General features: G+C 64.8%; 26 protein-coding genes. 22 read left to right on the forward strand and 4 right to left on the reverse strand.

Translation table 11 applies throughout. The features are described from left to right. The first annotated feature begins 74 nt into the window (after window positions 1–74). Genes RB2654_RS22200 through nuoF form a run of 3 tightly spaced genes read left to right on the forward strand, consistent with a single transcriptional unit; the run spans window position 75 to window position 2,522 of the window. The gene (locus tag RB2654_RS22200) at window positions 75–971 is read left to right on the forward strand and encodes a helix-hairpin-helix domain-containing protein (protein WP_008327916.1); all 897 of its coding nucleotides are present in this window, start codon (window positions 75–77) and stop codon (window positions 969–971) included. Window positions 972–986: 15 nt separating this feature from the next. After that, a complete protein-coding gene (locus RB2654_RS01580; protein WP_008327917.1) occupies window positions 987–1,214 on the forward strand; it encodes a DUF5337 domain-containing protein in 228 nt (75 codons plus the stop codon). 6 nt (window positions 1,215–1,220) lie between these two features. Next, a complete protein-coding gene (gene nuoF / locus RB2654_RS01585; RefSeq protein ID WP_008327918.1) occupies window positions 1,221–2,522 on the forward strand; it encodes an NADH-quinone oxidoreductase subunit NuoF in 1,302 nt (433 codons plus the stop codon). A gap of 81 nt (window positions 2,523–2,603) precedes the next feature. Here nuoF and RB2654_RS01590 read toward each other — a convergent pair whose 3' ends face one another. Continuing rightward, window positions 2,604–2,789: a hypothetical protein gene (locus tag RB2654_RS01590; protein WP_008327919.1), complete on the reverse strand. Its 186-nt coding sequence runs from the start codon at window positions 2,787–2,789 to the stop codon at window positions 2,604–2,606. Window positions 2,790–2,867: 78 nt separating this feature from the next. On the opposite strand from RB2654_RS01590, the gene RB2654_RS01595 reads away from it, so the two are divergent. The 18 genes from RB2654_RS01595 to RB2654_RS01680 all read left to right on the forward strand — a co-directional run bounded on the left by RB2654_RS01595 (window position 2,868) and on the right by RB2654_RS01680 (window position 18,811). Then, a complete protein-coding gene (locus RB2654_RS01595; RefSeq protein WP_008327921.1) occupies window positions 2,868–3,368 on the forward strand; it encodes a DUF3291 domain-containing protein in 501 nt (166 codons plus the stop codon). Beyond that, window positions 3,365–3,778, forward strand: a complete 414-nt coding sequence (locus tag RB2654_RS01600; protein WP_008327923.1) for a hypothetical protein — start codon at window positions 3,365–3,367, stop codon at window positions 3,776–3,778. Before RB2654_RS01595 ends, RB2654_RS01600 begins: the two co-directional genes overlap by 4 nt. 56 nt (window positions 3,779–3,834) lie before the next feature. After that, window positions 3,835–5,859 (forward strand): NADH-quinone oxidoreductase subunit NuoG, encoded by a 2,025-nt coding sequence (gene nuoG / locus RB2654_RS01605; protein ID WP_008327924.1) that lies wholly within the window; start codon window positions 3,835–3,837, stop codon window positions 5,857–5,859. After that, the gene (locus tag RB2654_RS01610; RefSeq protein ID WP_008327925.1) at window positions 5,856–6,278 is read left to right on the forward strand and encodes a YNQ4 family lipoprotein; all 423 of its coding nucleotides are present in this window, start codon (window positions 5,856–5,858) and stop codon (window positions 6,276–6,278) included. Before nuoG ends, RB2654_RS01610 begins: the two co-directional genes overlap by 4 nt. A gap of 8 nt (window positions 6,279–6,286) precedes the next feature. After that, window positions 6,287–7,324: an NADH-quinone oxidoreductase subunit NuoH gene (gene nuoH, locus RB2654_RS01615; protein WP_008327927.1), complete on the forward strand. Its 1,038-nt coding sequence runs from the start codon at window positions 6,287–6,289 to the stop codon at window positions 7,322–7,324. Window positions 7,325–7,327: 3 nt separating this feature from the next. After that, window positions 7,328–7,822 carry an NADH-quinone oxidoreductase subunit NuoI gene (nuoI, locus tag RB2654_RS01620; RefSeq protein ID WP_008327928.1) on the forward strand — a complete coding sequence of 165 codons (495 nt, stop codon included), beginning with the start codon at window positions 7,328–7,330 and terminating at the stop codon, window positions 7,820–7,822. Window positions 7,823–7,836: 14 nt separating this feature from the next. Next, entirely contained in the window at window positions 7,837–8,244 is a 408-nt protein-coding gene (locus RB2654_RS01625) for a DUF4259 domain-containing protein (protein ID WP_008327931.1), read from the forward strand. Then, window positions 8,241–8,657 carry a carboxymuconolactone decarboxylase family protein gene (locus tag RB2654_RS01630; RefSeq protein WP_008327933.1) on the forward strand — a complete coding sequence of 139 codons (417 nt, stop codon included), beginning with the start codon at window positions 8,241–8,243 and terminating at the stop codon, window positions 8,655–8,657. The genes RB2654_RS01625 and RB2654_RS01630 overlap by 4 nt, the downstream gene beginning before the upstream one ends. Continuing rightward, a complete protein-coding gene (locus tag RB2654_RS01635) occupies window positions 8,654–9,268 on the forward strand; it encodes an NADH-quinone oxidoreductase subunit J (RefSeq protein ID WP_008327935.1) in 615 nt (204 codons plus the stop codon). Before RB2654_RS01630 ends, RB2654_RS01635 begins: the two co-directional genes overlap by 4 nt. Continuing rightward, window positions 9,265–9,651, forward strand: a complete 387-nt coding sequence (locus tag RB2654_RS01640; protein WP_008327937.1) for a hypothetical protein — start codon at window positions 9,265–9,267, stop codon at window positions 9,649–9,651. Before RB2654_RS01635 ends, RB2654_RS01640 begins: the two co-directional genes overlap by 4 nt. 2 nt (window positions 9,652–9,653) lie before the next feature. Continuing rightward, the gene (locus RB2654_RS01645) at window positions 9,654–10,010 is read left to right on the forward strand and encodes a hypothetical protein (protein WP_008327939.1); all 357 of its coding nucleotides are present in this window, start codon (window positions 9,654–9,656) and stop codon (window positions 10,008–10,010) included. An 88-nt stretch (window positions 10,011–10,098) separates the two neighbouring features. Beyond that, window positions 10,099–10,404 carry an NADH-quinone oxidoreductase subunit NuoK gene (gene nuoK / locus RB2654_RS01650; protein WP_040884267.1) on the forward strand — a complete coding sequence of 102 codons (306 nt, stop codon included), beginning with the start codon at window positions 10,099–10,101 and terminating at the stop codon, window positions 10,402–10,404. 5 nt (window positions 10,405–10,409) lie between these two features. Further along, the gene (gene nuoL / locus RB2654_RS01655) at window positions 10,410–12,521 is read left to right on the forward strand and encodes an NADH-quinone oxidoreductase subunit L (RefSeq protein ID WP_008327942.1); all 2,112 of its coding nucleotides are present in this window, start codon (window positions 10,410–10,412) and stop codon (window positions 12,519–12,521) included. Further along, entirely contained in the window at window positions 12,521–14,074 is a 1,554-nt protein-coding gene (locus RB2654_RS01660) for an NADH-quinone oxidoreductase subunit M (protein ID WP_008327945.1), read from the forward strand. Before nuoL ends, RB2654_RS01660 begins: the two co-directional genes overlap by 1 nt. A 12-nt stretch (window positions 14,075–14,086) precedes the next feature. Continuing rightward, window positions 14,087–15,523, forward strand: coding sequence for an NADH-quinone oxidoreductase subunit NuoN (nuoN, locus tag RB2654_RS01665; protein WP_008327952.1), 1,437 nt, complete (start codon window positions 14,087–14,089; stop codon window positions 15,521–15,523). 72 nt (window positions 15,524–15,595) lie between these two features. Next, window positions 15,596–16,354, forward strand: a complete 759-nt coding sequence (locus tag RB2654_RS01670; protein ID WP_040885368.1) for a biotin--[acetyl-CoA-carboxylase] ligase — start codon at window positions 15,596–15,598, stop codon at window positions 16,352–16,354. Between the two features lie 16 nt (window positions 16,355–16,370). Beyond that, on the forward strand, window positions 16,371–17,150 hold the full coding sequence (locus RB2654_RS01675; RefSeq protein WP_008327954.1) for a type III pantothenate kinase: 780 nt from the start codon (window positions 16,371–16,373) through the stop codon (window positions 17,148–17,150). Continuing rightward, window positions 17,147–18,811 carry a ribonuclease J gene (locus RB2654_RS01680; RefSeq protein ID WP_008327955.1) on the forward strand — a complete coding sequence of 555 codons (1,665 nt, stop codon included), beginning with the start codon at window positions 17,147–17,149 and terminating at the stop codon, window positions 18,809–18,811. The genes RB2654_RS01675 and RB2654_RS01680 overlap by 4 nt, the downstream gene beginning before the upstream one ends. A gap of 151 nt (window positions 18,812–18,962) precedes the next feature. Here RB2654_RS01680 and RB2654_RS01685 read toward each other — a convergent pair whose 3' ends face one another. The 3 genes from RB2654_RS01685 to RB2654_RS01695 form a co-directional block, all read right to left on the reverse strand. After that, window positions 18,963–19,346 (reverse strand): hypothetical protein, encoded by a 384-nt coding sequence (locus RB2654_RS01685; RefSeq protein ID WP_008327956.1) that lies wholly within the window; start codon window positions 19,344–19,346, stop codon window positions 18,963–18,965. A 73-nt stretch (window positions 19,347–19,419) separates the two neighbouring features. Next, a complete protein-coding gene (locus RB2654_RS01690; RefSeq protein WP_008327957.1) occupies window positions 19,420–19,980 on the reverse strand; it encodes an HD domain-containing protein in 561 nt (186 codons plus the stop codon). An 83-nt stretch (window positions 19,981–20,063) separates the two neighbouring features. Next, window positions 20,064–21,488: a DEAD/DEAH box helicase gene (locus RB2654_RS01695; protein WP_008327958.1), complete on the reverse strand. Its 1,425-nt coding sequence runs from the start codon at window positions 21,486–21,488 to the stop codon at window positions 20,064–20,066. Between the two features lie 197 nt (window positions 21,489–21,685). Here RB2654_RS01695 and RB2654_RS01700 point away from each other — a divergent pair, with 197 nt between their 5' ends. Next, window positions 21,686–22,105: an OsmC family protein gene (locus RB2654_RS01700; RefSeq protein WP_040884270.1), complete on the forward strand. Its 420-nt coding sequence runs from the start codon at window positions 21,686–21,688 to the stop codon at window positions 22,103–22,105. Window positions 22,106–22,114: the final 9 nt, after the last annotated feature.

The following is a 22,114-nucleotide window of genomic DNA, read 5'->3' on the forward strand; positions in this document are numbered from 1 at the left end:
ACGAAAGTCTGCGGCACAAGACCGCAGGTCCGTTGCTATGGGTGAAACCCTCAACTGCAACAGGGAATTGGGAAATGGCAAATAACGACGGCGGCCTGTTTTCGTGCCGCAATACCTGCTGGATCGTCGGGGGGCTGCTTGGCCTCGTGGTGCTTCTGCTCATCAACAGCCCGTGGATCGTGGCGATCATCGTGGGCCTCGTGGTCGCGGTGGCCGTGGCGCTGATCCTGCAACGGCTGTTCTGTTCGGACGTTCCGGCGTCCTCCGGCATGGGGACCAGTGCGCCTGCCAGTGCGGCGGCGACATCGACCACCGAACCGGCGGCGGCAGCGGCGAGTTCCGCAGGCACCGGCGACATGGACGCGGCGGCGGCCAAGCCCGCGCCTGCCGAAGAGGCTTCGGCCAAAGCGCAAGCCGCCGAGGATGCACCGGGGACCGAGACGGTGGCGGACGAAACCGCCGCCCCCGCAGCCGCGCAGGAGGCCGAGCCTTCGCCGGACCCGATCATCAAGCCGTCCACCGCGCTTCCGGGTCAGCGTGAGCTGGAAGCCAAGAAGGGCGACTGGAAATACGAGAAAGAGCCTTCGGCGAAACCGGCGGCCAAGACCAAGACCGCCAAGACCTCCAAGGCCGAAACCGCGAAACCGGCGGCAGCCCCCGTTGCGGCGGGCGAAGGCCCGGAATTGCTCGACGGACCCAAGGGCGGCGTGGCCGACGACCTCAAGCTCATCAAGGGCGTGGGGCCGGGGATCGAGAAAAAGCTGCATGATGCGGGCGTCTTCCACTACGACCAGATCGCCCAGTGGACCGATGCCGACATCGCGGTGATGGACGACAAGCTGTCGTTCCGGGGCCGCATCAAGCGCGACGACTGGATCACGCAGGCCAGACAACTCGCCTCGGGCGAACAAACTGAATTCTCGAAACGGGCGTCCTCATCGGGGCTCTACGACGAGAACAAGAAGAAGTAAGGCCAGGTGCACGCGATGAGCACGGGTGAGGACGGACTGGAACGCAAACGGCAGGGGCGGCTGGCCACTGTCGCGATCCTCGCGTCCGCCCTCGGCTTCATGGGGCTGACATGGCTTGGGGAAACCCTCGGCTGGTCGAACCGTGTGCTCGGCCTCATCGGGCTTGCCGCCATGGCGGGCTTCGCATTCGGACTGATCGTGGCCATCCGGCTTTTGCTGGATGGTCGCAACACCAAAGGATAGACAGGCATGCTGAAAGATCAGGATCGGATCTTCACCAACCTCTACGGGATGCACGACCGGACCTTGAAAGGTGCGCAGATGCGCGGCCATTGGGACGGGACCGCCGGCATCATCCAAAAGGGGCGTGACTGGATCGTCGACCAGATGAAAGCCTCGGGTCTTCGGGGCCGGGGCGGCGCGGGCTTCCCCACGGGACTCAAATGGTCGTTCATGCCGAAGGAATCCGATGGGCGCCCCGCCTATCTCGTCGTCAACGCGGACGAATCCGAGCCGGGCACCTGCAAGGACCGCGAGATCATGCGCCACGATCCGCACACGCTGATCGAGGGGTGCCTGATCGCGTCTTTCGCGATGAACGCGCATGCCTGCTACATCTACATTCGCGGCGAATACATCCGCGAGCGCGAGGCGCTTCAAGCCGCCATCGACGAGGCTTACGACGCGGGCCTTCTGGGCAAGAACGCGGCTGGCTCCGGCTGGGACTTCGACCTTTACCTGCACCACGGGGCAGGCGCCTATATCTGCGGCGAGGAAACCGCGCTGCTCGAGTCGCTGGAGGGCAAGAAGGGGATGCCGCGCATGAAGCCGCCGTTCCCGGCAGGCGCGGGTCTTTACGGCTGCCCGACCACGGTGAACAACGTCGAAAGCATCGCGGTGGTCCCGACCATCCTGCGGCGCGGGCCGGAATGGTTCGCGAGCTTCGGCCGCAAGAACAACGAAGGCACCAAGCTTTTCGCCGTGTCCGGTCACGTGAACAACCCCTGCGTCGTCGAAGAGGCGATGTCGATCTCGTTCGAGGAACTGATCGAAACGCATTGCGGCGGCATTCGCGGCGGCTGGGACAACCTGCTCGCGGTCATCCCCGGCGGGTCGTCCGTGCCCTGCGTGCGCGGCGAGAAGATGAAGGACGCCGTGATGGACTTCGACTACCTGCGCGGCGAGCTCGGCTCGGGTCTCGGCACCGCGGCGGTGATCGTGATGGACAAGTCGACCGACATCGTGAAAGCGATCTGGCGGCTGTCGAAATTCTACAAGCACGAAAGCTGCGGCCAGTGCACGCCCTGCCGCGAAGGCACCGGCTGGATGATGCGTGTCATGGACCGTCTGGTGCGCGGCGAGGCCGAGCTGGAAGAGATCGACATGTTGTTCGACGTGACCAAGCAGGTCGAAGGTCACACCATCTGCGCGCTCGGCGATGCGGCGGCATGGCCCATTCAGGGTCTGATCCGCAACTTCCGCGAAGAGATTGAGGACCGCATCAAGGCGCAGAAGTCGGGCCGTATCTCGGCAGCGGTGGCGGCGGAGTAACGGCGTGATGCGGGTGGCGCATAACGGGCCGATGCGGCGAGGGACCGGGCGGGAAAACCGCGCGGCCCATCGTCCTGCGCGTCAGTCGGTATTCGTCACCTTGTCGATGTTCTCGCGGTCCGTCTTCGGCATACCTTCGGAGATGTCGTCCGAGGTCTCTTCGGTCTTCTCGCGGCCCGCGTCGCCGGTTTCGATGAATTTCTCGGTCTGGTCCTCGGCGATTTCCGCGCCTTTCTCAAGATCGGTCGGTTTGACTTTGTCGGACATGGGATGGTCCTCCTTTCCGCTCAAACGCGGCACCGGGGGTCTCGGTTCCGCGCCCGCAACAATGGTGGGAGATGCGGCATGACGCGTGAAGGTCTGCATCTGGCCGAGTTGAACGTGGGGCGTCTCGTCGCCGACACCGAAGATCCGCGTGTGGCCGAATTCATGGGCGCGCTCGACCGTGTGAACGCCATGGGCAAGCGGATGCCGGGGTTCGTCTGGATGATGGAAGGCTCGGGCGAGCCGGGGACCGGCAACACCGAGGCCAAGATCGGCGACGACCCGCGCTTCGTGTCGAACCTGACGGTGTGGGAGAACGTCGAAAGCCTTGAGCATTTCGTGTTCAACACGGTGCACAAGCAATTCTATGACCGCCGCGCCGAGTGGTTCGAACTGATGACCGACCAGCACTTCGTGATGTGGTGGGTGCCGATTGGTCACCAGCCCACGCTCGACGAGGCGCTGGACCGGCTCGAGGCCAGAAAACGCGATGGCGACAGCGACGCGGCCTTTGGCTGGGCGTGGTTGAAAGAGGCGACGCTTCACGAAACCAAATCCTGCGCGGGGGTGGCGGCGGAATGATCCGGGTATCGCATATCGCAATGCTGGCCGCCGCCATCGCGTTGTCGGGCTGCGGGATGCTGAACCGTGTGTCGGCGCGGACAGCGCCGGAGCGCCCGGCGGAGGCCATCGGCTCAGCGGCGCAGGACGTGGACCGCTTCACCTCGGGCGGGGCGGATTACACGGTCGAATATCGCAGCCACGGGTTGTGGCGCGATGCCATGGGCAATGCGGGGGCCGATGCCGGTGCGCCGCAGATCACGGTCGGGCGGGCCGACGGCACGCCGCTGACCGAAGACGACATTCTGGCGGCGCGGGGCGTCGCCAAGGCCTATTGCGCCGAGAACCCGCAGTTCCGGCGTGACACGATCTTCGGCGACGGGGTCGTGGTGGAGGACGGGAAGGTGATCTTCTCGGAAATCTGCGACTAGGGCCGAACGGGAAATGACAAGCGCCGGGGCAGCCCGGCAGGATGAGTGAGAGACGCATGAGCGATCTGAAGAAAATCGTCATCGACGGGAACGAGGTCGAGGTGGACGGGGCGATGACCCTGATTCAGGCCTGCGAGGAAGCCGGGATCGAAATTCCCCGGTTCTGCTATCACGAGCGCCTGTCGATCGCGGGCAACTGCCGCATGTGTCTGGTCGAGGTCGTCGGCGGCCCGCCCAAACCCGCCGCCTCCTGCGCGATGCAGGTGAAAGACCTGCGCCCCGGTCCGGAAGGTCAGCCGCCGGTCGTCAAGACCAACAGCCCGATGGTCAAGAAGGCCCGCGAAGGGGTGATGGAGTTCCTGCTCATCAACCACCCGCTCGACTGCCCGATCTGCGATCAGGGTGGCGAATGCGACCTTCAGGATCAGGCGATGGCCTACGGCGTCGACTTCTCGCGCTACCGCGAACCCAAGCGCGCGACCGAGGATCTGGACCTCGGCCCGCTGGTGTCGACCCAGATGACGCGCTGCATTTCCTGCACCCGCTGCGTGCGCTTCACGACCGAGGTCGCGGGCATTCACCAGATGGGTCAGACGGGGCGCGGCGAGGATGCCGAGATCACCAGTTATCTGAACGAGACGCTGGATTCGAACCTTCAGGGCAACATCATCGACCTGTGCCCGGTGGGCGCGCTGACGTCGAAACCCTATGCCTATCAGGCCCGTCCGTGGGAGCTGACCAAGACCGAAACCATCGACGTGATGGATGCGCTCGGGTCGAACATCCGGGTCGACACCAAGGGGCGCGAAGTCATGCGCATCCTGCCGCGCAACCATGACGGCGTGAACGAAGAGTGGATTTCCGACAAGACCCGCTTTGTCTGGGACGGTCTGCGCCGCCAGCGGCTCGACAAGCCCTATGTGCGCAAGAACGGCAAGCTGACCCCGGTCGAATGGCCCGAGGCGCTGTCGGCGGCGGCCGAGGCGATGAAGGGCAAGAAGGTCGCAGGTCTCATCGGCGATCTTGCGTCGACCGAGGCGGCCTTCAGCCTCAAGCAACTCATCGAGGGGCAGGGCGGCACGGTCGAATGCCGCGTGGACGGGGCGAAGCTGCCCGCCGGCAACCGCTCGGCCTATGTCGGCACCGCGACCATCGAAGACATCGACAGTGCCGAGATGATCCAACTGATCGGCACCAACCCGCGTGACGAGGCGCCGGTTCTGAACGCGCGTATCCGCAAGGCGTGGCTGCGCGGCGCGACGGTCGGCTATGTCGGCGTGCCGGGTGTGGACCTGACCTATGACTACGTGCAGGTCGGCGACGACCGCGTGGCGGTCGAGGAACTGTCGTCCAAAACCATTTCGGACGCGACCAAGGCCAAGAACACGCTTGTGATCGTGGGCATGGGCGCGCTGAACGAGGCGGACGGCGAGGCGGTTCTGTCGCACGCCATGAAGCTCGCTGAGAACACCAACGGCAAACTGCTGGTCCTGCACACCGCTGCGGCTCGGGTCGGCGCGATGGACGTGGGCGCGACCACCGAGGGTGGCATCAAGGCCGCGACCGAGGGGGCCGAGGTCATCTTCAACATGGGCGCGGACGAGGTCGAAATCGACGCGGGCGCGACCGTGATCTACATGGGCAGCCACGGAGACCGTGGGGCGCACCGTGCCGACATCATCCTGCCCTCGGCTGCCTACACCGAAGAGTCGGGCCTGTTCGTGAACACCGAAGGCCGCCCGCAACTGGCGCTGCGCGCCGCCTTCCCGCCGGGGCAGGCCAAAGAAAACTGGGCCGTCCTGCGTGCGTTGTCCGCCGAACTGGGCGCGACCCAGCCGTGGGACACCCAAGCGGGCCTGCGCCGCGCCATGGTGGAAGCGGTGCCGCATCTGGGCGCGGTCGACGTTGTGGCCGAGAACGACTGGCAACCGCTGGCGCTTGGGAAACTCGGCAAGGCGTCGTTCCGTCCGATCGTCGCGGATCACTACCTGACGAACCCCATCGCGCGGGCGTCGGCGGTGATGGCCGAACTGTCCGCGAACGCCAAGGCACGCGGATCGCAGAAGGTGGCCGCCGAGTGATCCGCACCGTCGCATATGGCACGCTGGCTCTGGCCGCGCTGACCGCCTGTTCCGAACAGGTGGAGGTCAGCCGTGCCGTGGCGAGCGCGCAGGCGGCGACAACGCCGTATCAGCCGGAATACCTCGATATCGGGACCCGGCTGCTCGACGGCGACCTCGTTGCCTTCGACGTCAAGATGAAGGGGGCCCGCAACAATCAGGACGTTGCGGACTATGCCCAATGCGCCGCCTCGCAATATGCGTTGATCCGGGGATACGGATTTGCGCGTCACGTGCGAACTGCGGTGGATAAACGCGGCGAAGTGTGGGAAGGGGACGCGACTTACGTGATCTCCGATGCGCTTCCCGATGGGTTGGCCAAGATCGACGCCGAAGTGGCGGTCGCGGCTTGCAAGGAAAACGGAATACCGACGATCTGAGGCGACAGATGTACGAATTTTTCACGACGACCAATCTGGGGATTGCGCTGACGATCGTGGGGCAGGTGCTCCTGATCGTGGTGCCGCTTCTGGTCGCGCTGGCCTTCCTGCTCTACTACGACCGCAAGGTCTGGGCGGCGGTTCAGATGCGCCGCGGCCCGAACGTGGTGGGCGCTTTCGGCCTGCTGCAAAGCTTCGCGGACTTCCTGAAGTATGTGCTCAAGGAAATCGTGGTGCCGGCGGGGGCGGACAAGTTCGTCTTTTTCCTCGCCCCGATGCTGTCCTTCGTGCTCGCCATGGTCGCCTGGGCGGTGATCCCGTTCAACGACCGCTGGGTTCTGGCGGATGTGAACGTCGCGATCCTGTTCGTCTTCGCCGTCTCCTCGCTCGAGGTGTACGGCGTGATCATGGGCGGCTGGGCGTCGAACTCCAAATACCCGTTCCTTGGCTCGCTCCGGTCCGCCGCGCAGATGATTTCCTACGAGGTCTCCATCGGCCTCATCATCATCGGCGTCATCATCTCGACCGGGTCGATGAACTTCGGCGACATCGTGCGCGCGCAGGACGGGGCGGGGCTGTTCAGCTGGTATTGGCTGCCGCACTTCCCGATGGTCTTTTTGTTCCTGATCTCGGCCATGGCCGAAACCAACCGCCCGCCGTTCGATCTGCCGGAAGCGGAATCGGAACTGGTCGCGGGCTATCAGGTGGAATACTCCTCCACCCCGTTCCTTCTGTTCATGATCGGGGAATACGTGGCCATCGTGCTGATGTGCACGCTCGTCTCGATCCTGTTCTTCGGGGGCTGGCTGTCGCCCATTGAGGCGATCCCGGACGGGGCGCTCTGGCTCATCCTCAAGATCTTCTTCTTCTTCACGATCTTCGCGATGGTGAAGGCGATCACCCCGCGCTACCGCTACGACCAGCTTATGCGGATCGGCTGGAAAGTGTTCCTGCCCCTGTCGCTGATCTGGGTCGTGCTGGTGGCCTTCTTTGCTCAATACGGCGCGTTCTGGGGCACCTACGCGCGCTGGACCGTGGGAGGCTGACGCATGGCTAACATCGACTACACCCGCGCCGCCAAATACTTTCTGCTGACCGACTGGATCAAAGGGTTCCAGCTGGGCATCAAGTATTTCTTCAAGCCGAAGGCGACGCTGAACTACCCGCATGAAAAGGGCCCGCTTTCGCCCCGGTTCCGTGGCGAACACGCGCTGCGCCGCTATCCGAATGGCGAAGAGCGCTGCATCGCCTGCAAGCTGTGCGAGGCGATCTGTCCGGCGCAGGCCATCACCATCGACGCGGAACCGCGCGAAGACGGCAGCCGCCGCACCACGCGCTACGACATCGACATGACGAAATGCATCTACTGCGGCTTCTGTCAGGAAGCCTGCCCGGTGGATGCCATCGTCGAGGGTCCGAACTTCGAATTCGCGACCGAAACCCGCGAGGAGCTCTTCTACGACAAGGACAAGCTTCTGGACAACGGCGAGCGTTGGGAAGCCGAGATTGCGCGCAATCTCGAACTCGACGCGCCTTATCGGTAAGGGGGCGGCGGCGCATGGGCGCGAGCGGTGCAAACCTGTTCGAGGATGACGCCTCGATGGACTGGCTGGAGGGCTATCGCGCCTCCGGGGCCGGTGCCGTCGCGTCCGCGCTCGACACCGCCGCCGGGACGCCCGTGACCGACTACCTCGACATGGATCAGGGCGCGGCGGCGCGGGCGGCGGCGGAAGTCGTGGCCGTGGCGCATGGCGCGTTTCCGTCGGGGATGTCGCAGGACCGTCTGGACCTGCTCAACGCCCACGGGTCCGACGTCCGGGCCATGGACAGCATAAAGTCCCGCGCCACGTCGGCGCTGGATCGGTTGATTTCGGAGAACTCCGAGCTTCACGAGGTGTGGATGGACAGCGACGCCCAGTCCGACTGGGTCGCGGCCATGAACGATTTGCGGCGGAGGCTGGGATGAGCGATTTCACCAAGACATACGCGCGGATGATGGAGCAGGGCACGGCGATGCTCAAAGCCTTCAACCCGATGCTCGAGGATTTCACGCCCGAAGGGTTCGACAAGCTCTGGCCGACCATGCCCCGCGACTGGATGGAGGCCATGTTCGGCAATTCGTTCAACCCCGACGGGCTGGACGCAAAGACCCGGCTGATGGTCCTTCTGGGCGGTCTGGTCGCCACGGGGGCGACGCAGGACAGCCAGATCAAATACACGGTGCGTCACCTGATGGAGGCGGGCGCCACGCAGAAAGAGATTGGGGAAGTCATCTACCAGATGTCGATGCTGGGCGGACTTCCGGCGATGAACCACGCGCTCGAACTGGCCCAGGAGGTCTATGACGCGCAGAAAGACGACGAGGAGGGGGACGCATGACCGTCGCCGATTTCGCATTCTACGCCTTCGCGGTGACGACGCTTGTGGGCGGGCTGTTCACCGTTCTGGCCCGCAACCCGGTCCATTCCGTGCTGTGGCTCATCATGGCCTTCATCGGGTCGGCGGGGCTGTTCGTGGTGCTGGGGGCCGAATTCCTCGCCATGCTGCTGATGATCGTCTACGTCGGCGCGGTCGCCGTGCTGTTCCTGTTCGTCGTGATGATGCTGGACGTGGATTTCGCCGAGTTGAAGGCGGGCATGGCGAAATACATGCCGCTCGCGCTTCTGATCGCGGTCGTGCTGCTGATGCAGATGGGTATGATCTACGGCACGTGGCAGTTCGCGGACGGGGCCGAAGCCGCCCGCCGCGCGGTCACGCCGGACATGACCGAGGTCGAGAATACCGCCGCTCTGGGTCAGCTGATATACGACGACTATTTCCTTCTGTTCCAACTGTCCGGGCTGGTGCTGCTGGTCGCCATGATCGGCGCCATCGTCCTGACCCTCCGCCACCGCAAGGACATCAAGCGGCAGGATGTGCTCGCCCAGATGTACCGCGATCCGGCCAAGGCGCTGGAGCTTGTCGACGTGAAGCCGGGGCAGGGGCTTTGATCCGCGCCGCGCTCATATCCTTTGCGCTGGCCGGGGTGCCCGTCGCCGTCGTGGCCGAAGCGCCGCCGATGCCGTCCTGTTCGGCAGGCGGATACGAATGGCATCTGAGCAGCATTTTCGGTGGCGGCCTGATCCATGCCCTGCGCGTGGCCGGGTCGGGGGCCGAAACGGAATACGTCATCGCCTGCACGGCGGGGCGCGCGGTCGAGGCGACCCGTGTCGGCACCGAATACGGCGTGCTCTACGATCTTGCCCAGGGCATGTCGGCATCGGCCGAACGCTACACGCTGGACGACCTTGCCAAGTTCACGCGGGAATCCGGGTGGCATGCCAAGGTGGTCAACTTCGACAAGGGGGCTTGCGTGTGCACGCTGGGGTTCTGAGCATGGCGCGGCTGACCCATATCGCGGCGTTGATGCTGACGCTGGCGGCCACCGGCGCGCAAGCGGCGTCCTGCACGGACGGGGGCAGCACTTATACCTCCGTCGAACGGATCAGCGCGAACGTCGTTTACGCCGAAGACGGCGCGCGGGCGATCATCGCCGTGTGCAGCATGAACATGGCGGTCGAGGCCACGGACACCGGCGGCGCGGAATACCCGGCACGCGACTTTGCGGTGGGGCTGAACCCGAACAACGCGGATTACGACCTGACGGAACTGGCAAGCCTCATGCGCTCCATGGGGCTCGAGGCACAGACGACGCCGTTCAGCAGCAAGGGCTGCGTCTGCGCGGCACAATAGGGCGGCGCCCCGGCGGCGCGGCAAGAGAATGGACCCCGCAGGGGGCCCGAACGAAGACAAACCAAGGGCAAAGGCCCAGAGGGACAAGATGGTTGGACTTGAACATTACCTTGGACTGGCGGGGGCACTCTTCGTCATCGGCATCTTCGGTCTTTTCCTGAACCGTAAGAACGTCATCATCCTGCTCATGTCGATCGAGCTGATGCTGCTCTCGGTCAACATCAACCTCGTCGCCTTTTCCTCTTACCTCGGGGACATGGTCGGGCAGGTCTTCACGCTGTTCGTCCTGACGGTCGCCGCGGCTGAGGCCGCCATCGGCCTTGCCATTCTGGTCTCGTTCTTCCGTAACCGCGGCACCATCGCGGTCGAAGACGTCAACGTGATGAAAGGCTGACGCTCATGGTCACGATCATCCTCTTCGCGCCGCTGATCGGCGCCATCATCGCGGGCTTCGGCCACCGGATCATCGGGGACAAGGGCGCGCAGGTCCTGACGACCGGGCTTCTGTTCCTCGCGGCCCTTCTGTCGTGGATCGTGTTCCTGACCCATGACCCGGCGAACACCGAGCATGTGCAGATCCTGCGCTGGGTCGAAAGCGGGACGCTTAGCACCGACTGGTCGATCCGGCTCGACCGCCTGACGTCGATCATGCTGATCGTCGTCACCACGGTCTCGTCGCTCGTCCACCTCTATTCCATGGGTTACATGGCGCATGATCCGCAATTCGAGGGCGAAAGCTATCGCCCCCGGTTCTTCGCCTATCTCAGCTTCTTCACCTTCGCGATGCTGATGCTGGTGACCTCGGACAACCTGCTCCAGATGTTCTTCGGGTGGGAGGGCGTCGGCGTCGCCTCGTACCTGCTGATCGGGTTCTACTACCGCAAGCCCTCGGCCAATGCCGCGGCGATCAAGGCCTTCGTCGTGAACCGCGTGGGCGACTTCGGCTTCGCGCTCGGCATCTTCGGGCTGTTCTTCCTGACCGACAGCATCCGTTTCGACGAGGTGTTCGCCGCCGCGCCGGGCCTTGCCGAAACCTCGATCACCTTCCTTTGGCGCGAATGGAACGCGGCCAACCTGATCGCCTTCCTGCTCTTCGTCGGCGCGATGGGGAAATCGGCACAGCTGTTCCTGCACACATGGCTGCCGGACGCGATGGAAGGTCCGACCCCGGTGTCGGCGCTGATCCACGCCGCGACCATGGTGACCGCAGGCGTGTTCCTTGTCTGCCGCATGTCGCCGGTGATGGAATACGCGCCCGCTGCGACCAACTTCATCGTCTACATCGGCGCCTTCACCGCCTTCTTCGCGGCGACCGTGGGTTTGGTGCAGAACGACATCAAACGGGTGATCGCCTATTCGACCTGTTCGCAGCTCGGCTACATGTTCGTGGCCGCGGGCGTCGGGGCCTATCCGGTCGCCATGTTCCACCTGCTGACCCACGCCTTCTTCAAGGCGATGCTGTTCCTTGGCGCAGGCTCGGTCATCCACGGGATGCACCATGAGCAGGACATGCGGAACTACGGCGGGCTGCGCACCAAGCTGCCGCTCACCTTCTGGGCAATGCTGATCGGCACGCTCGCCATCACCGGCGTCGGCATCCCGCTGACCGCCATCGGCTTCGCGGGCTTCCTGTCGAAAGACGCGATCATCGAAGTCGCGTTCGCGGGCACCAACGGTGGCGTCGCCTTCTGGCTGCTCGTCATCGCCGCGCTCTTCACCAGCTTCTACTCGTGGCGGCTCATGTTCCTGACCTTCTGGGGCAAGCCGCGCGGCGACAAGCACACCCACGACCACGCGCATGAAAGCCCGGCGGTGATGACGATCCCGCTCGGCGTGCTCGCCATCGGCGCGGTGTTCTCGGGCATGGTGTTCTACAACTCGTTCTTCTACGACCACGACCGGATGAACGCCTTCTTCGGTCTGCCGGAGCATCATGCGGAAGCCACCGAGCACGGCGAAGAGGCCGCAGCCGGCGACCACGGCGAAGAGGCCGCGACGGATGACGCCGCGCATGGCGACGAGGCCACCGATCACGCCATGGCCGACAGCCACGCCGCGCCGCAGGGGGCCGTCTACTTCGGTCTCGACAACACGGTGATCGACGACGCGCACCATGTGCCGACTTGGGTCAAAATCTCGCCCTTCATCGCGATGCTGCTCGGTCTGGCCACGGCATACTGGTTCTACATCGTGAACCCGTCGCTGCCGAAACGGCTCGCCGCGACGCAGCCGCATCTCTACCAGTTCCTGCTGAACAAGTGGTATTTCGACGAGATCTACGACTTTCTCTTCGTGCGGCCCGCCAAGGCCATCGGCCGCTTCCTGTGGAAGCGTGGGGACGGGGCGACCATCGACGGGGCGATCAACGGCGTGTCGATGGGGATCATTCCCTTCTTCACCCGGCTCGCGGGCCGGTGGCAGTCGGGCTACCTCTTCACCTACGCCTTCGCGATGGTGCTCGGCATCGTCGCCTTCGTGACACTCATGACGCTGACCGGCGGTGCGAACTGATGAACAACCTGCTTTCGATCATTACCTTCCTGCCGCTGGTGGCAGCCCTCATCCTCGCGCTGTTCCTGCGCGGTGACGATCCGGCGGCGCAGCGCAATGCGAAATGGCTGGCGCTTGCTGCGACCACGGCGACCTTCCTGATCTCGCTCGGCGTGCTTTTCGGGTTCGACCCCTCGGACACGGGCTTTCAGTTCGTGGAGGAAGCCGATTGGCTCATGGGGCTTCAGTACAAGATGGGCGTTGACGGGATCAGCGTGCTCTTCGTCATGCTGACCACCTTCCTCATGCCGATCACGATCGCGGCCTGCTGGAACGTCACGACGCGGGTGAAGGAATACATGATCGCCTTCCTCGTCCTTGAAACGCTCATGCTGGGCGTGTTCATGGCGCTGGACCTCGTGCTCTTTTACCTCTTCTTCGAGGCGGGCCTCATTCCGATGTTCCTCATCATCGGCATCTGGGGCGGCAAGAACCGGATCTACGCCGCGTTCAAGTTCTTCCTCTACACCTTCCTCGGTTCCGTCCTGATGCTGGTCGCGATGGTCTATATGTTCATGGAGGCCGGGACGACCGACATCCCGACCTTGCTGAACCACGCCTTCGATTCCACCACAATGCGGGTGCTCGGCATCACCGTGACGGGCGGGGCGCAGACGCTGCTGTTCGTCGCCTTCTTCGCGAGCTTCGCGGTGAAGATGCCGATGTGGCCGGTGCACACATGGCTGCCCGACGCGCACGTTCAGGCGCCGACCGCAGGCTCGGTCGTGCTGGCGGCGATCCTGCTCAAGATGGGCGGCTATGGCTTCCTCCGGTTCAGCCTGCCGATGTTCCCGGTCGGGTCCGACGTGATGGCGACCTTCGTACTTTGGCTGTCGGCCATCGCGATCGTCTACACCTCGCTCGTCGCGCTGGTGCAGGAGGATATGAAGAAGCTGATCGCCTATTCCTCCGTCGCGCATATGGGCTATGTCACCGCGGGTATCTTCGCGGCCAACCAGCAGGGGATCGACGGCGCGATTTTCCAGATGATCTCGCACGGCTTCATCTCGGGCGCGCTCTTCCTGTGCGTCGGCGTGATCTACGACCGGATGCACACGCGTGAGATCGACGCTTACGGCGGCCTCGTGAACCGGATGCCGGCCTATGCGCTGGTGTTCATGTTCTTCACTATGGCGAACGTGGGCCTTCCGGGCACCTCGGGCTTCGTCGGTGAATTCCTGACGCTTGTCGGCATGTTCCAGGCTAACACCTGGGTCGCCGCCGTTGCGACCTCCGGCGTGATCCTGTCGGCGGCCTATGCGCTTTGGCTCTACCGCCGCGTGGTCATGGGCGATCTCATCAAGGAAAGCCTCAAGGCGATCACCGACATGAGCCGCCGCGAGAAGTGGATCTTCGCGCCGCTCGCCGCGATGACCCTTCTGCTCGGCGTCTACCCGAGCCTCGTCACCGACATCATCGGCCCCTCGGTCGAAAACCTTCTGAACCACTACGAAGCCGCGCTTCCCGCGGTGGACGACGCCGCCACGGAAGTGGCTCAGGCAGCAGCGCATTGAGGACGTGAGAGTATGGCAACCGATCTTCAAACCATCCTGCCGGAACTGATCCTCGCGGTTTACGCGATGCTGGCGCTCGTCGGCGCGGTCTATACCGGCAAGGACAACCTCACCGGCCCGATCACATGGCTGACCGCCGGTCTCATGGCGGTTCTGGCGCTCTGGATCGGGACCGGCAGCGCCGGGTCGACGCAGGCCTTCGGCGGCATGTTCCTGTCCGATGCCTATGCCCGCTTCGCCAAGGTCGCGATCCTGATCGCGGGGGCGGCGGTGCTCCTGTCGGGGCAGGAAGCCGTGGCGCGGCGCGGGCTGGGCCGCTTCGAATATCCGCTTCTCATCGCGCTGGCCACGGTCGGCATGATGATGATGGTCTCGGCGGGCGACCTCATGTCGCTTTACCTCGGCCTCGAACTGCAATCGCTCGCGCTCTACGTGGTCGCGGCGATGAACCGCGACAGCGTGAAGTCGACGGAAGCGGGCATGAAATACTTCGTGCTGGGCGCGCTGTCCTCGGGCCTTTTGCTCTATGGCGCGTCGCTCACCTATGGCTATGCCGGCACCACACTGTTCTCCGGCATCATCGGCGCGGCGACGGGCGGCGAGATCAGCCTCGGCCTTCTCATCGGTCTGGTGTTCGTCTCGGCCGGTCTTGCATTCAAGATCTCGGCGGTGCCGTTCCATATGTGGACGCCGGACGTCTACGAAGGCGCGCCGACACCCGTCACCGCCTTCTTCGCCACAGCGCCGAAACTGGCGGCGATGGGCCTCTTCGCCCGTGTGCTGTTCGACGCCTTCGGCGGCGCGGTCGGCGACTGGCAGCAGATCATCTCGCTCATGGCGATCCTGTCGATGGCGCTGGGGGCGGTGGCCGCCATCGGCCAGACCAACATCAAACGCCTGATGGCCTATTCGTCGATCTCCCACATGGGCTTCGCGCTCATGGGCCTATCGGCGGGCACCGCGCTTGGCGTGCAGGCGATGCTGGTCTACATGGCGATCTACCTGACCATGAACGTCGGCACCTTCGCCTTCATCATGTCGATGGAGCGGGACGGAAAGCCGGTCACGGAAATCGCATCGCTGAACCAGTTTGCCAAGGGCGAGCCGCTCAAGGCTCTGGCGATGCTGGTTCTGCTGTTCTCGCTCGCGGGCGTGCCGCCCATGGTCGGGTTCTTCGGCAAGCTCTACGTGCTTCAGGCCGCCGTGGACGCGGGCCTGACATGGCTGGCCATCGGGGGCGTCATCGCCTCGGTCATCTCGGCGTTCTACTATCTGCGCATCGTCTATTTCATGTATTTCGGCCAGACCGAGGGGCAGGCGCAGGCGCCGATGTCGCCCGCGGCCTGGGTCGCGCTCATGGGGTCGGCGGCGATCATGGTGCTGGGGGTCGTGAACCTCTTCGGTATCGAAACCGCCGCCGCGCAGGCCGCGCAGGCGCTGGTCAACTGAGCCGGCATTGCCTGATCGCAATATCCGGGGCCTGTGGGAAATGACCCACGGGCCCCGTCTTTATCCGGAGACCTGAGTGTGAGCGGAGACTGGCCCCACGGCTACGGCTACCTGCCCTTGGGCGAGGTGACCTCGACATTGGACGAGGCGCGGGCGCGTGTGGGCGAAATGTCGGGGCCGACATGGATCACCGCGACGCACCAGACCGCGGCGCGTGGGCGGCGCGGTCGGCCATGGTCGAACCCCGCCGGCAATTTCGCGGGCACTCTGGTCCTGCCGAATCTGACCGACCCCGCATCCGCCGCGCTGCGCTCGTTCACCACCGCGCTCGCGCTGGACGAGGCGCTGACGACGCTCACCGGACGGCCCGAAGCCTTCGCGCTCAAATGGCCGAACGACGTGCTTCTGAACGGCAGCAAGCTTGCCGGGATATTGCTCGAAAGCCTGACCGAGCGGGGGCACCTGACCGGACTCGTCATCGGGATCGGCGTGAACCTCGCCTCGGCCCCGGACCCCGGTGCGCTCGAGCCCGGTGCGCTGGCGCCGGTGTCGCTCATGGGGGAGACCGGGTTGTCGGTGACCCCCGACGATTTTCTCGAGGCTCTGGCACCGGCTTTCGCCCGGTGGGAGGCGCAGTTGCGCCAATACGGCTTCGCGCCGATCCGCACCGCATGGCTCGCCCGTGCCGCCCGCATCGGAGAGACCGTGACCGCGCGCTTGCCGGGCGACGAGATCACCGGCACATTCCGCACGGTAGACGAAGCGGGCCATCTTGTCCTATCCACGCCCAAAGGCGAACGCGCCATCGCGGCGGGGGATGTTTTTTTCTGACGGCCGGGAGGCGCCGATGCTGCTTACCATCGACTGTGGCAACACCAACACCGTGTTCACCCTGTGGGACGGGGAAGAGGTGCTGTGCACCCTGCGCACCTCGACCGCGCACCAGCGCACGGCGGATGCTTACTGGGTCTGGTTCTCGACCCTCGTGAAGCACCACGGGATCGACCCCAAGGTCGAGGGCGTCATCATCTCGTCCACGGTGCCGCGCGTCGTGTTCAACCTGCGCGTCTTCACCGACCGCTTCTTCAACCTGCGCCCGCTTGTGGTCGGGCGGCCCGACTGCCTGCTGCCCATCGACGTGCGGGTCGATGCGGGCACGCAGGTCGGCCCCGACCGTCTGGTCAACACCGTCGCGGGATATACCCAGTATGGCGGCGACCTCATCATCGTGGATTTCGGCACCGCGACGACCTTCGACGTGGCCGACAGCGACGGGGCCTATATCGGCGGTGTCATCGCGCCGGGCGTGAACCTGTCGCTCGAGGCGCTGCACATGGCCGCCGCCGCGTTACCGCATGTGGATATCACGCACCCCGACAAGGTCATCGGCACCAATACGGTGGCCTGTATGCAATCGGGGATCTTCTGGGGCTATGTCGGCCTCATCAAGGAAATCTCCAGCAGGATCATGGAAGAACGCGACCGCGAGATGAAGGTGATCGGGACCGGGGGCCTCGCCCCTCTGTTCCAGTCCCACGCGCCCGTGTTCGACCGGTTCGAGGACAACCTGACCATGCATGGTCTCAAGGTGATCTACGAACACAACAGAGAGCAGGGTACCCTATGAGCAAGAACCGTTTGATCTACCTGCCCCTCGGCGGGGCGGGCGAGATCGGGATGAACGCCTATGTCTACGGCTACGGCGCGCCGGGCAAGGAACGCCTGATCCTCGTGGACCTCGGCGTCACCTTTCCGGATATGGAGACGACGCCGGGCGTCGACCTCATCATGGCGGACGTGTCTTGGCTGGTCGAAAACCGCGACCGGCTGGAGGCGATCTTCATCACCCATGCGCATGAGGATCACGTGGGCGCCATCGGGCGGCTGTGGTCGGAACTGCGCGTGCCGGTATATGCCCGCGCCTTCACCGCGCATCACGCACGGCGCAAGATGGAAGAGGCGGGGCAGGACCCGGACGAGGTCATCACCGCCGGGGCCTATCCCGAAAAGATCGAGGTCGGCCCGTTCAAGGTGGCCTTCGTGCCGATCAGCCATTCGATCCCCGAAAGTGCGGGGCTGGTCATCGACACGCCCGCGGGACGGATCGCGCATTCCGGCGACTTCAAGATCGACCTCGACCCGGGCGTCGGCGAAGCCTTCGACGAGGCGATCTGGCGCGAGGCGACGGGGGGCCGCGTGCGGGCCTTCATGTGCGACTCGACCAACGTGTTCTCGCCCAAACCCGGCCGGTCCGAGGCCGAGCTTGGCCCCGAAATCACCAAGCTGGTGGCGGATGCGCCGCATATGGTGGTGGCGACGACCTTTGCCTCCAACGTGGCGCGGGTGAAGACGCTCGCAGAGGCCGGGCAGGCCGCCGGCCGGTCGGTCTGTCTTCTGGGCCGTGCCATGCGGCGTATGATCGAAGCCTCGGTCGACACCGGCGTGCTTACGGATTTCCCCAAGACGGTGACGCCGGAAGACGCCCGCGACATACCGCGCGAGAGCCTGATGCTGATCGTGACCGGGTCGCAGGGCGAGCGGCGGGCGGCCACCGCGCAGTTGAGCCGGGGCAAGTATCTGGGGCTCGAGATGAAAGAGGGCGACACGTTCCTGTTTTCCTCCAAGACCATTCCAGGCAACGAACGCGGCGTGATCCGCATTCTGAACGCCTTTTCCGAAATGGGCGTGGATATCGTGGCGGATGACGACCGCTATCACGTCTCGGGCCACGCCAACCGCCCCGATCTGGAGCGGATGCACCGGATCGTGGGGGCCGAGACCGTGGTGCCGATGCACGGCGAACACCGCCACCTGCGCGAACACGCGAAACTCGCCAAGGCGAACGGGTTCCAGTCGATCGTCGCGGTGAACGGCGCGATGGTCGATCTGACCGGGGCCACGCCGCATGTGGTCGAACATATCGAGGCGGACCGCGTCTATCTGGACGGCAAGGTCATCATCGGGGCGCTGGACGGGATCGTGCGCGACCGCATCCGAATGGCGTTGAACGGTCACGTCATCGTCAACGCGATCATCGAGGACGACGCGGCCCTCGGCGATCCGTGGGTCGAGGTCATGGGGCTGCCCGAAGTCGGCGAGAGCCGTGCGCCGCTGGTCGATGTGCTGGAAGAGGATCTGGGTCAGTTCCTGGGTCGTGCGGGCCGCAAGACTCTGGCGGATGACGACAAGCTGGAAGAAGAGCTGCGCCGCATCGCGCGCAAGGTGACGCAGGACGAGATCGGCAAGAAGGCCGAAGTCACGGTCGTCATCTCGCGTCTGGAAGAGTAGGGCCGGCAAGCGGTGCGGGGCCAGGGCCCCGCGCAGGTTTTGCGCCGCCCCGCCTGCGGCGGGCCGTCGCGGTAGGGGGCCAGCCCCCTTGGCCTCATTTGCAGGCAAACGAGGCCCACCCCCGAGGTTTCGGGAAACAGAGAAGAGGGACTCAGCGCGCGGCGCAGACGGTGACGCGTTTGCCCGTCCAGCAGCCGCCCGCGCCCATGGTCAGGTCGTCGCCGAGGTAGCCTTGGGCATGGGTGGCGCCGGGGGTGCCGTTCCAGTGGGCCTGAGCGGTGCCGTCGCCCGCCGGGCTGACTTCGGCGAAGTAGTCGCCCAAATAGACGTCACGGTCGGTGTTGATCCAGAAGCGCCCGGTGCCGTCGTTCTCCATCCAGATCGGACAGGTGCCGTTTCGCATGTCGAGATAGGTCGTGCCATCGACGACGAGCTTGCAGGAACCCTTGATGACATAGGGGTCGGCGGTGACGGCGGTTGCGCAGAGGGTCGTCACCACGGCGAGGATGGCGTGCAGGGGCAGGGGGCGCGGCATGGGCGTGGTCCGGGAAATGGGTTAACGATACCCGGACTATACGCGCGGCTCTGACCTTGGCGAGCGGTTTCGCTCAGGCCGCCGCTTCGAGTGCCGCGACGGTCTCGGCCAGCCTGTCGGACAGCGCGCCCGGGCGGATCTCGGTCAACCGGTCGGCCAGTTGGCGGTAGTACCAAAGCGTGCCCGTGCGTTTCGCGGTGAACCGGTCGAATACGCCGGGGCCGTGTTCGCGAAGATCGGTCAAGATGGCGGTGGCGTTGTGCAGCTTGTCGCAACTGGTGACGAGCAGCGCGTCCTCGCCCTTGGTGGCGAGCGAGGCGATGTAGCGATCCTTGCGCCACTGCCAGTCCTCCTTGTCCTGCTGGACCGAGTCGGAACAGGCGAGCACGATGTCGGCCACGCGGGCGCCATAGGTGGCGCGGATCATGTCGGCGGTGTCCTGCCCGCCCTGATCCTCGACCGCGTCGTGCAGAAGGCCCGCGATCGCCTGATCCTCGTCCCCGCCGAATTCGATGACGAGGGCCGAGACGGCCAAAAGGTGAGATATATAGGGGATGCCCGAGCCTTTGCGGGTCTGCGTGCGATGCAGACGCGCGGCGAGGCTCAGAGCGTTTTCAAAACGATCTGTCAGCATGGGTTTTCCAATGATGTTGGGAGATGAGCGTTGCGCTCACCTTCAACATGGGGCCGTGCCGGGCAGGGGTCAACCCCTGCGCGTCAGGACCGGCGTTCTTCGAAGCTCTTGGCGATGAAGTCGGGCAGGTGGTCGCCCATGCCCGTCGGGGCGTCGTCGCGGCGACCGCCACGGCCCGAGGGCTTCCCGCGCGAGCGGGTGTCGGACCGGGATTTGGATGCATCTTCCGACTTGGCGGGTGCCTCGTCGCGGGCCGGTTTGTCGTCACGAGCCGGTTTGTCTTCGCGCGCGGGCTTGTCCGACGGCTTCGACCGCGCGGATTTCTTCTCAGGCTTCGGGGTTTCCTCCACCGGAGCGTCGCCCAGCGGGCTTTCGATGCGCGGGATTTCCTTTTCGATCAGGCGTTCCACCGCGTCGAGGTTCTTTTCGTCGCGCGGCTCGCAGATCATCACGGCCTTGCCCTTGCGTCCGGCGCGGCCCGTGCGGCCGATCCGGTGAACGTAGTCCTCGGCGTGCCCCGGCACGTCGAAGTTGAACACGTGGCTGACGGCGGGCACGTCGAGGCCGCGGGCGGCCACGTCGGAGGCGACGAGGAAGCGGAGGGTGCCGTCGCGAAAGCCCTGCAAGGTCTCCATCCGCTTGGACTGGTCCAGATCGCCGTGGATCGGGGCCGCGTCGTAGCCGTATTTCTTAAGGCTCTTGGCCACCACGTCCACGTCCATCTTGCGGTTGCAGAAGATGATGGCGTTGGTGCAGGCCTCGCCCTCGCGGTCGATCAGCGCACGCAGCAGCCTACGCTTTTCGGTGGCCGCGCGGTCGCGGCGCGAGGCTTTGAACTTGCAGACTTCCTGCGCGATGTTCTCGCCGGTGGTCGCCTGACGCGCCACTTCGACGCGGGCCGGGTTGGACAGGAAGGTGTTGGTGATGCGCTCGATCTCGGAGGCCATGGTAGCGGAGAAAAACAGCGTCTGGCGGGTAAAGGGCACGAGGCCGAAGATGCGTTCGATGTCGGGGATGAACCCCATGTCGAGCATCCGGTCCGCTTCATCCACCACCATGACCTGCACGCCGGTCAAAAGCAGCTTGCCGCGCTCGAAATGGTCGAGCAGGCGGCCGGGCGTGGCGATCAGCACGTCGACGCCGCGGTCGATCAGCTGGTCCTGTTCCTTGAAGCTCACGCCCCCGATCAGCAGCGCCTTGGTCAGCTTGACGTGCTTGGCGTAGGTGTCGAAGTTCTCGGCGACCTGCGCGGCGAGTTCACGCGTCGGACACAGCACAAGCGACCGGGGCATACGCGCACGGGCGCGGCCACGGGCCAGCATGGTAATCATCGGCAGGGTGAACGAGGCGGTCTTGCCCGTCCCGGTCTGGGCGATCCCCAGCACGTCGCGCCCTTCGAGCGCGGGCGGAATGGCGCCGGCCTGAATCGGGGTGGGGGTCTCATAACCCGCCTCTTCGACGGCTTTGAGAACTTTCGGGCTAAGGTTCAGATCGGAGAATTTTGTCAATGACGGGTCCTTCGCGTGAGTTGGCGGCTGTCTGGCCGCTTCTCTCCGCGCGGCCCGCCCGACCGGATTGCCGGGCATCCTTTGGGCGGTTCTCTACGCGTCCGCGCATGAAAGGTCAAGAAAGGCTCGTGTCGGGAACAGCCACGCGTGCGATCACGTTGGTTCAGGATGACAAAAGAGGAAAAAGGAAGACAGCCATGATTAAGAAACACGGATCCGCAGAGTGGAGCGGCGGGCTTCAGGACGGCACCGGCACGGTTTCGACGCAAAGCGGCGTGTTGAACGCGGTGCAGTACGGCTTCAACAAACGCTTCGGGGATGAGCCGGGCACCAACCCCGAGGAACTGATCGGCGCGGCCCATGCCGCCTGTTTCTCGATGGCCCTGTCCAACATTCTGGGCGAGAGCGACATCGTGCCAGACAAGATCGAAACGACGTCGACCATTCACCTCGACATGAGCGATGGGCCGAAGGTCGTGAAGGCGCATCTGGACGTGAAGATCAAGGCGCCGGGCGACAAGGACAAGGTGATGGAGGCCGCGAAAAAGGCCGAGCAGGGCTGCCCGATCAGTCAGCTTCTGGATTGTGAAATCACGATGGATGCCGAGATCGAGTGATCTTGCGCC

The organism is Maritimibacter alkaliphilus HTCC2654 (assembly GCF_000152805.1).
Taxonomy (GTDB): domain Bacteria; phylum Pseudomonadota; class Alphaproteobacteria; order Rhodobacterales; family Rhodobacteraceae; genus Maritimibacter; species Maritimibacter alkaliphilus.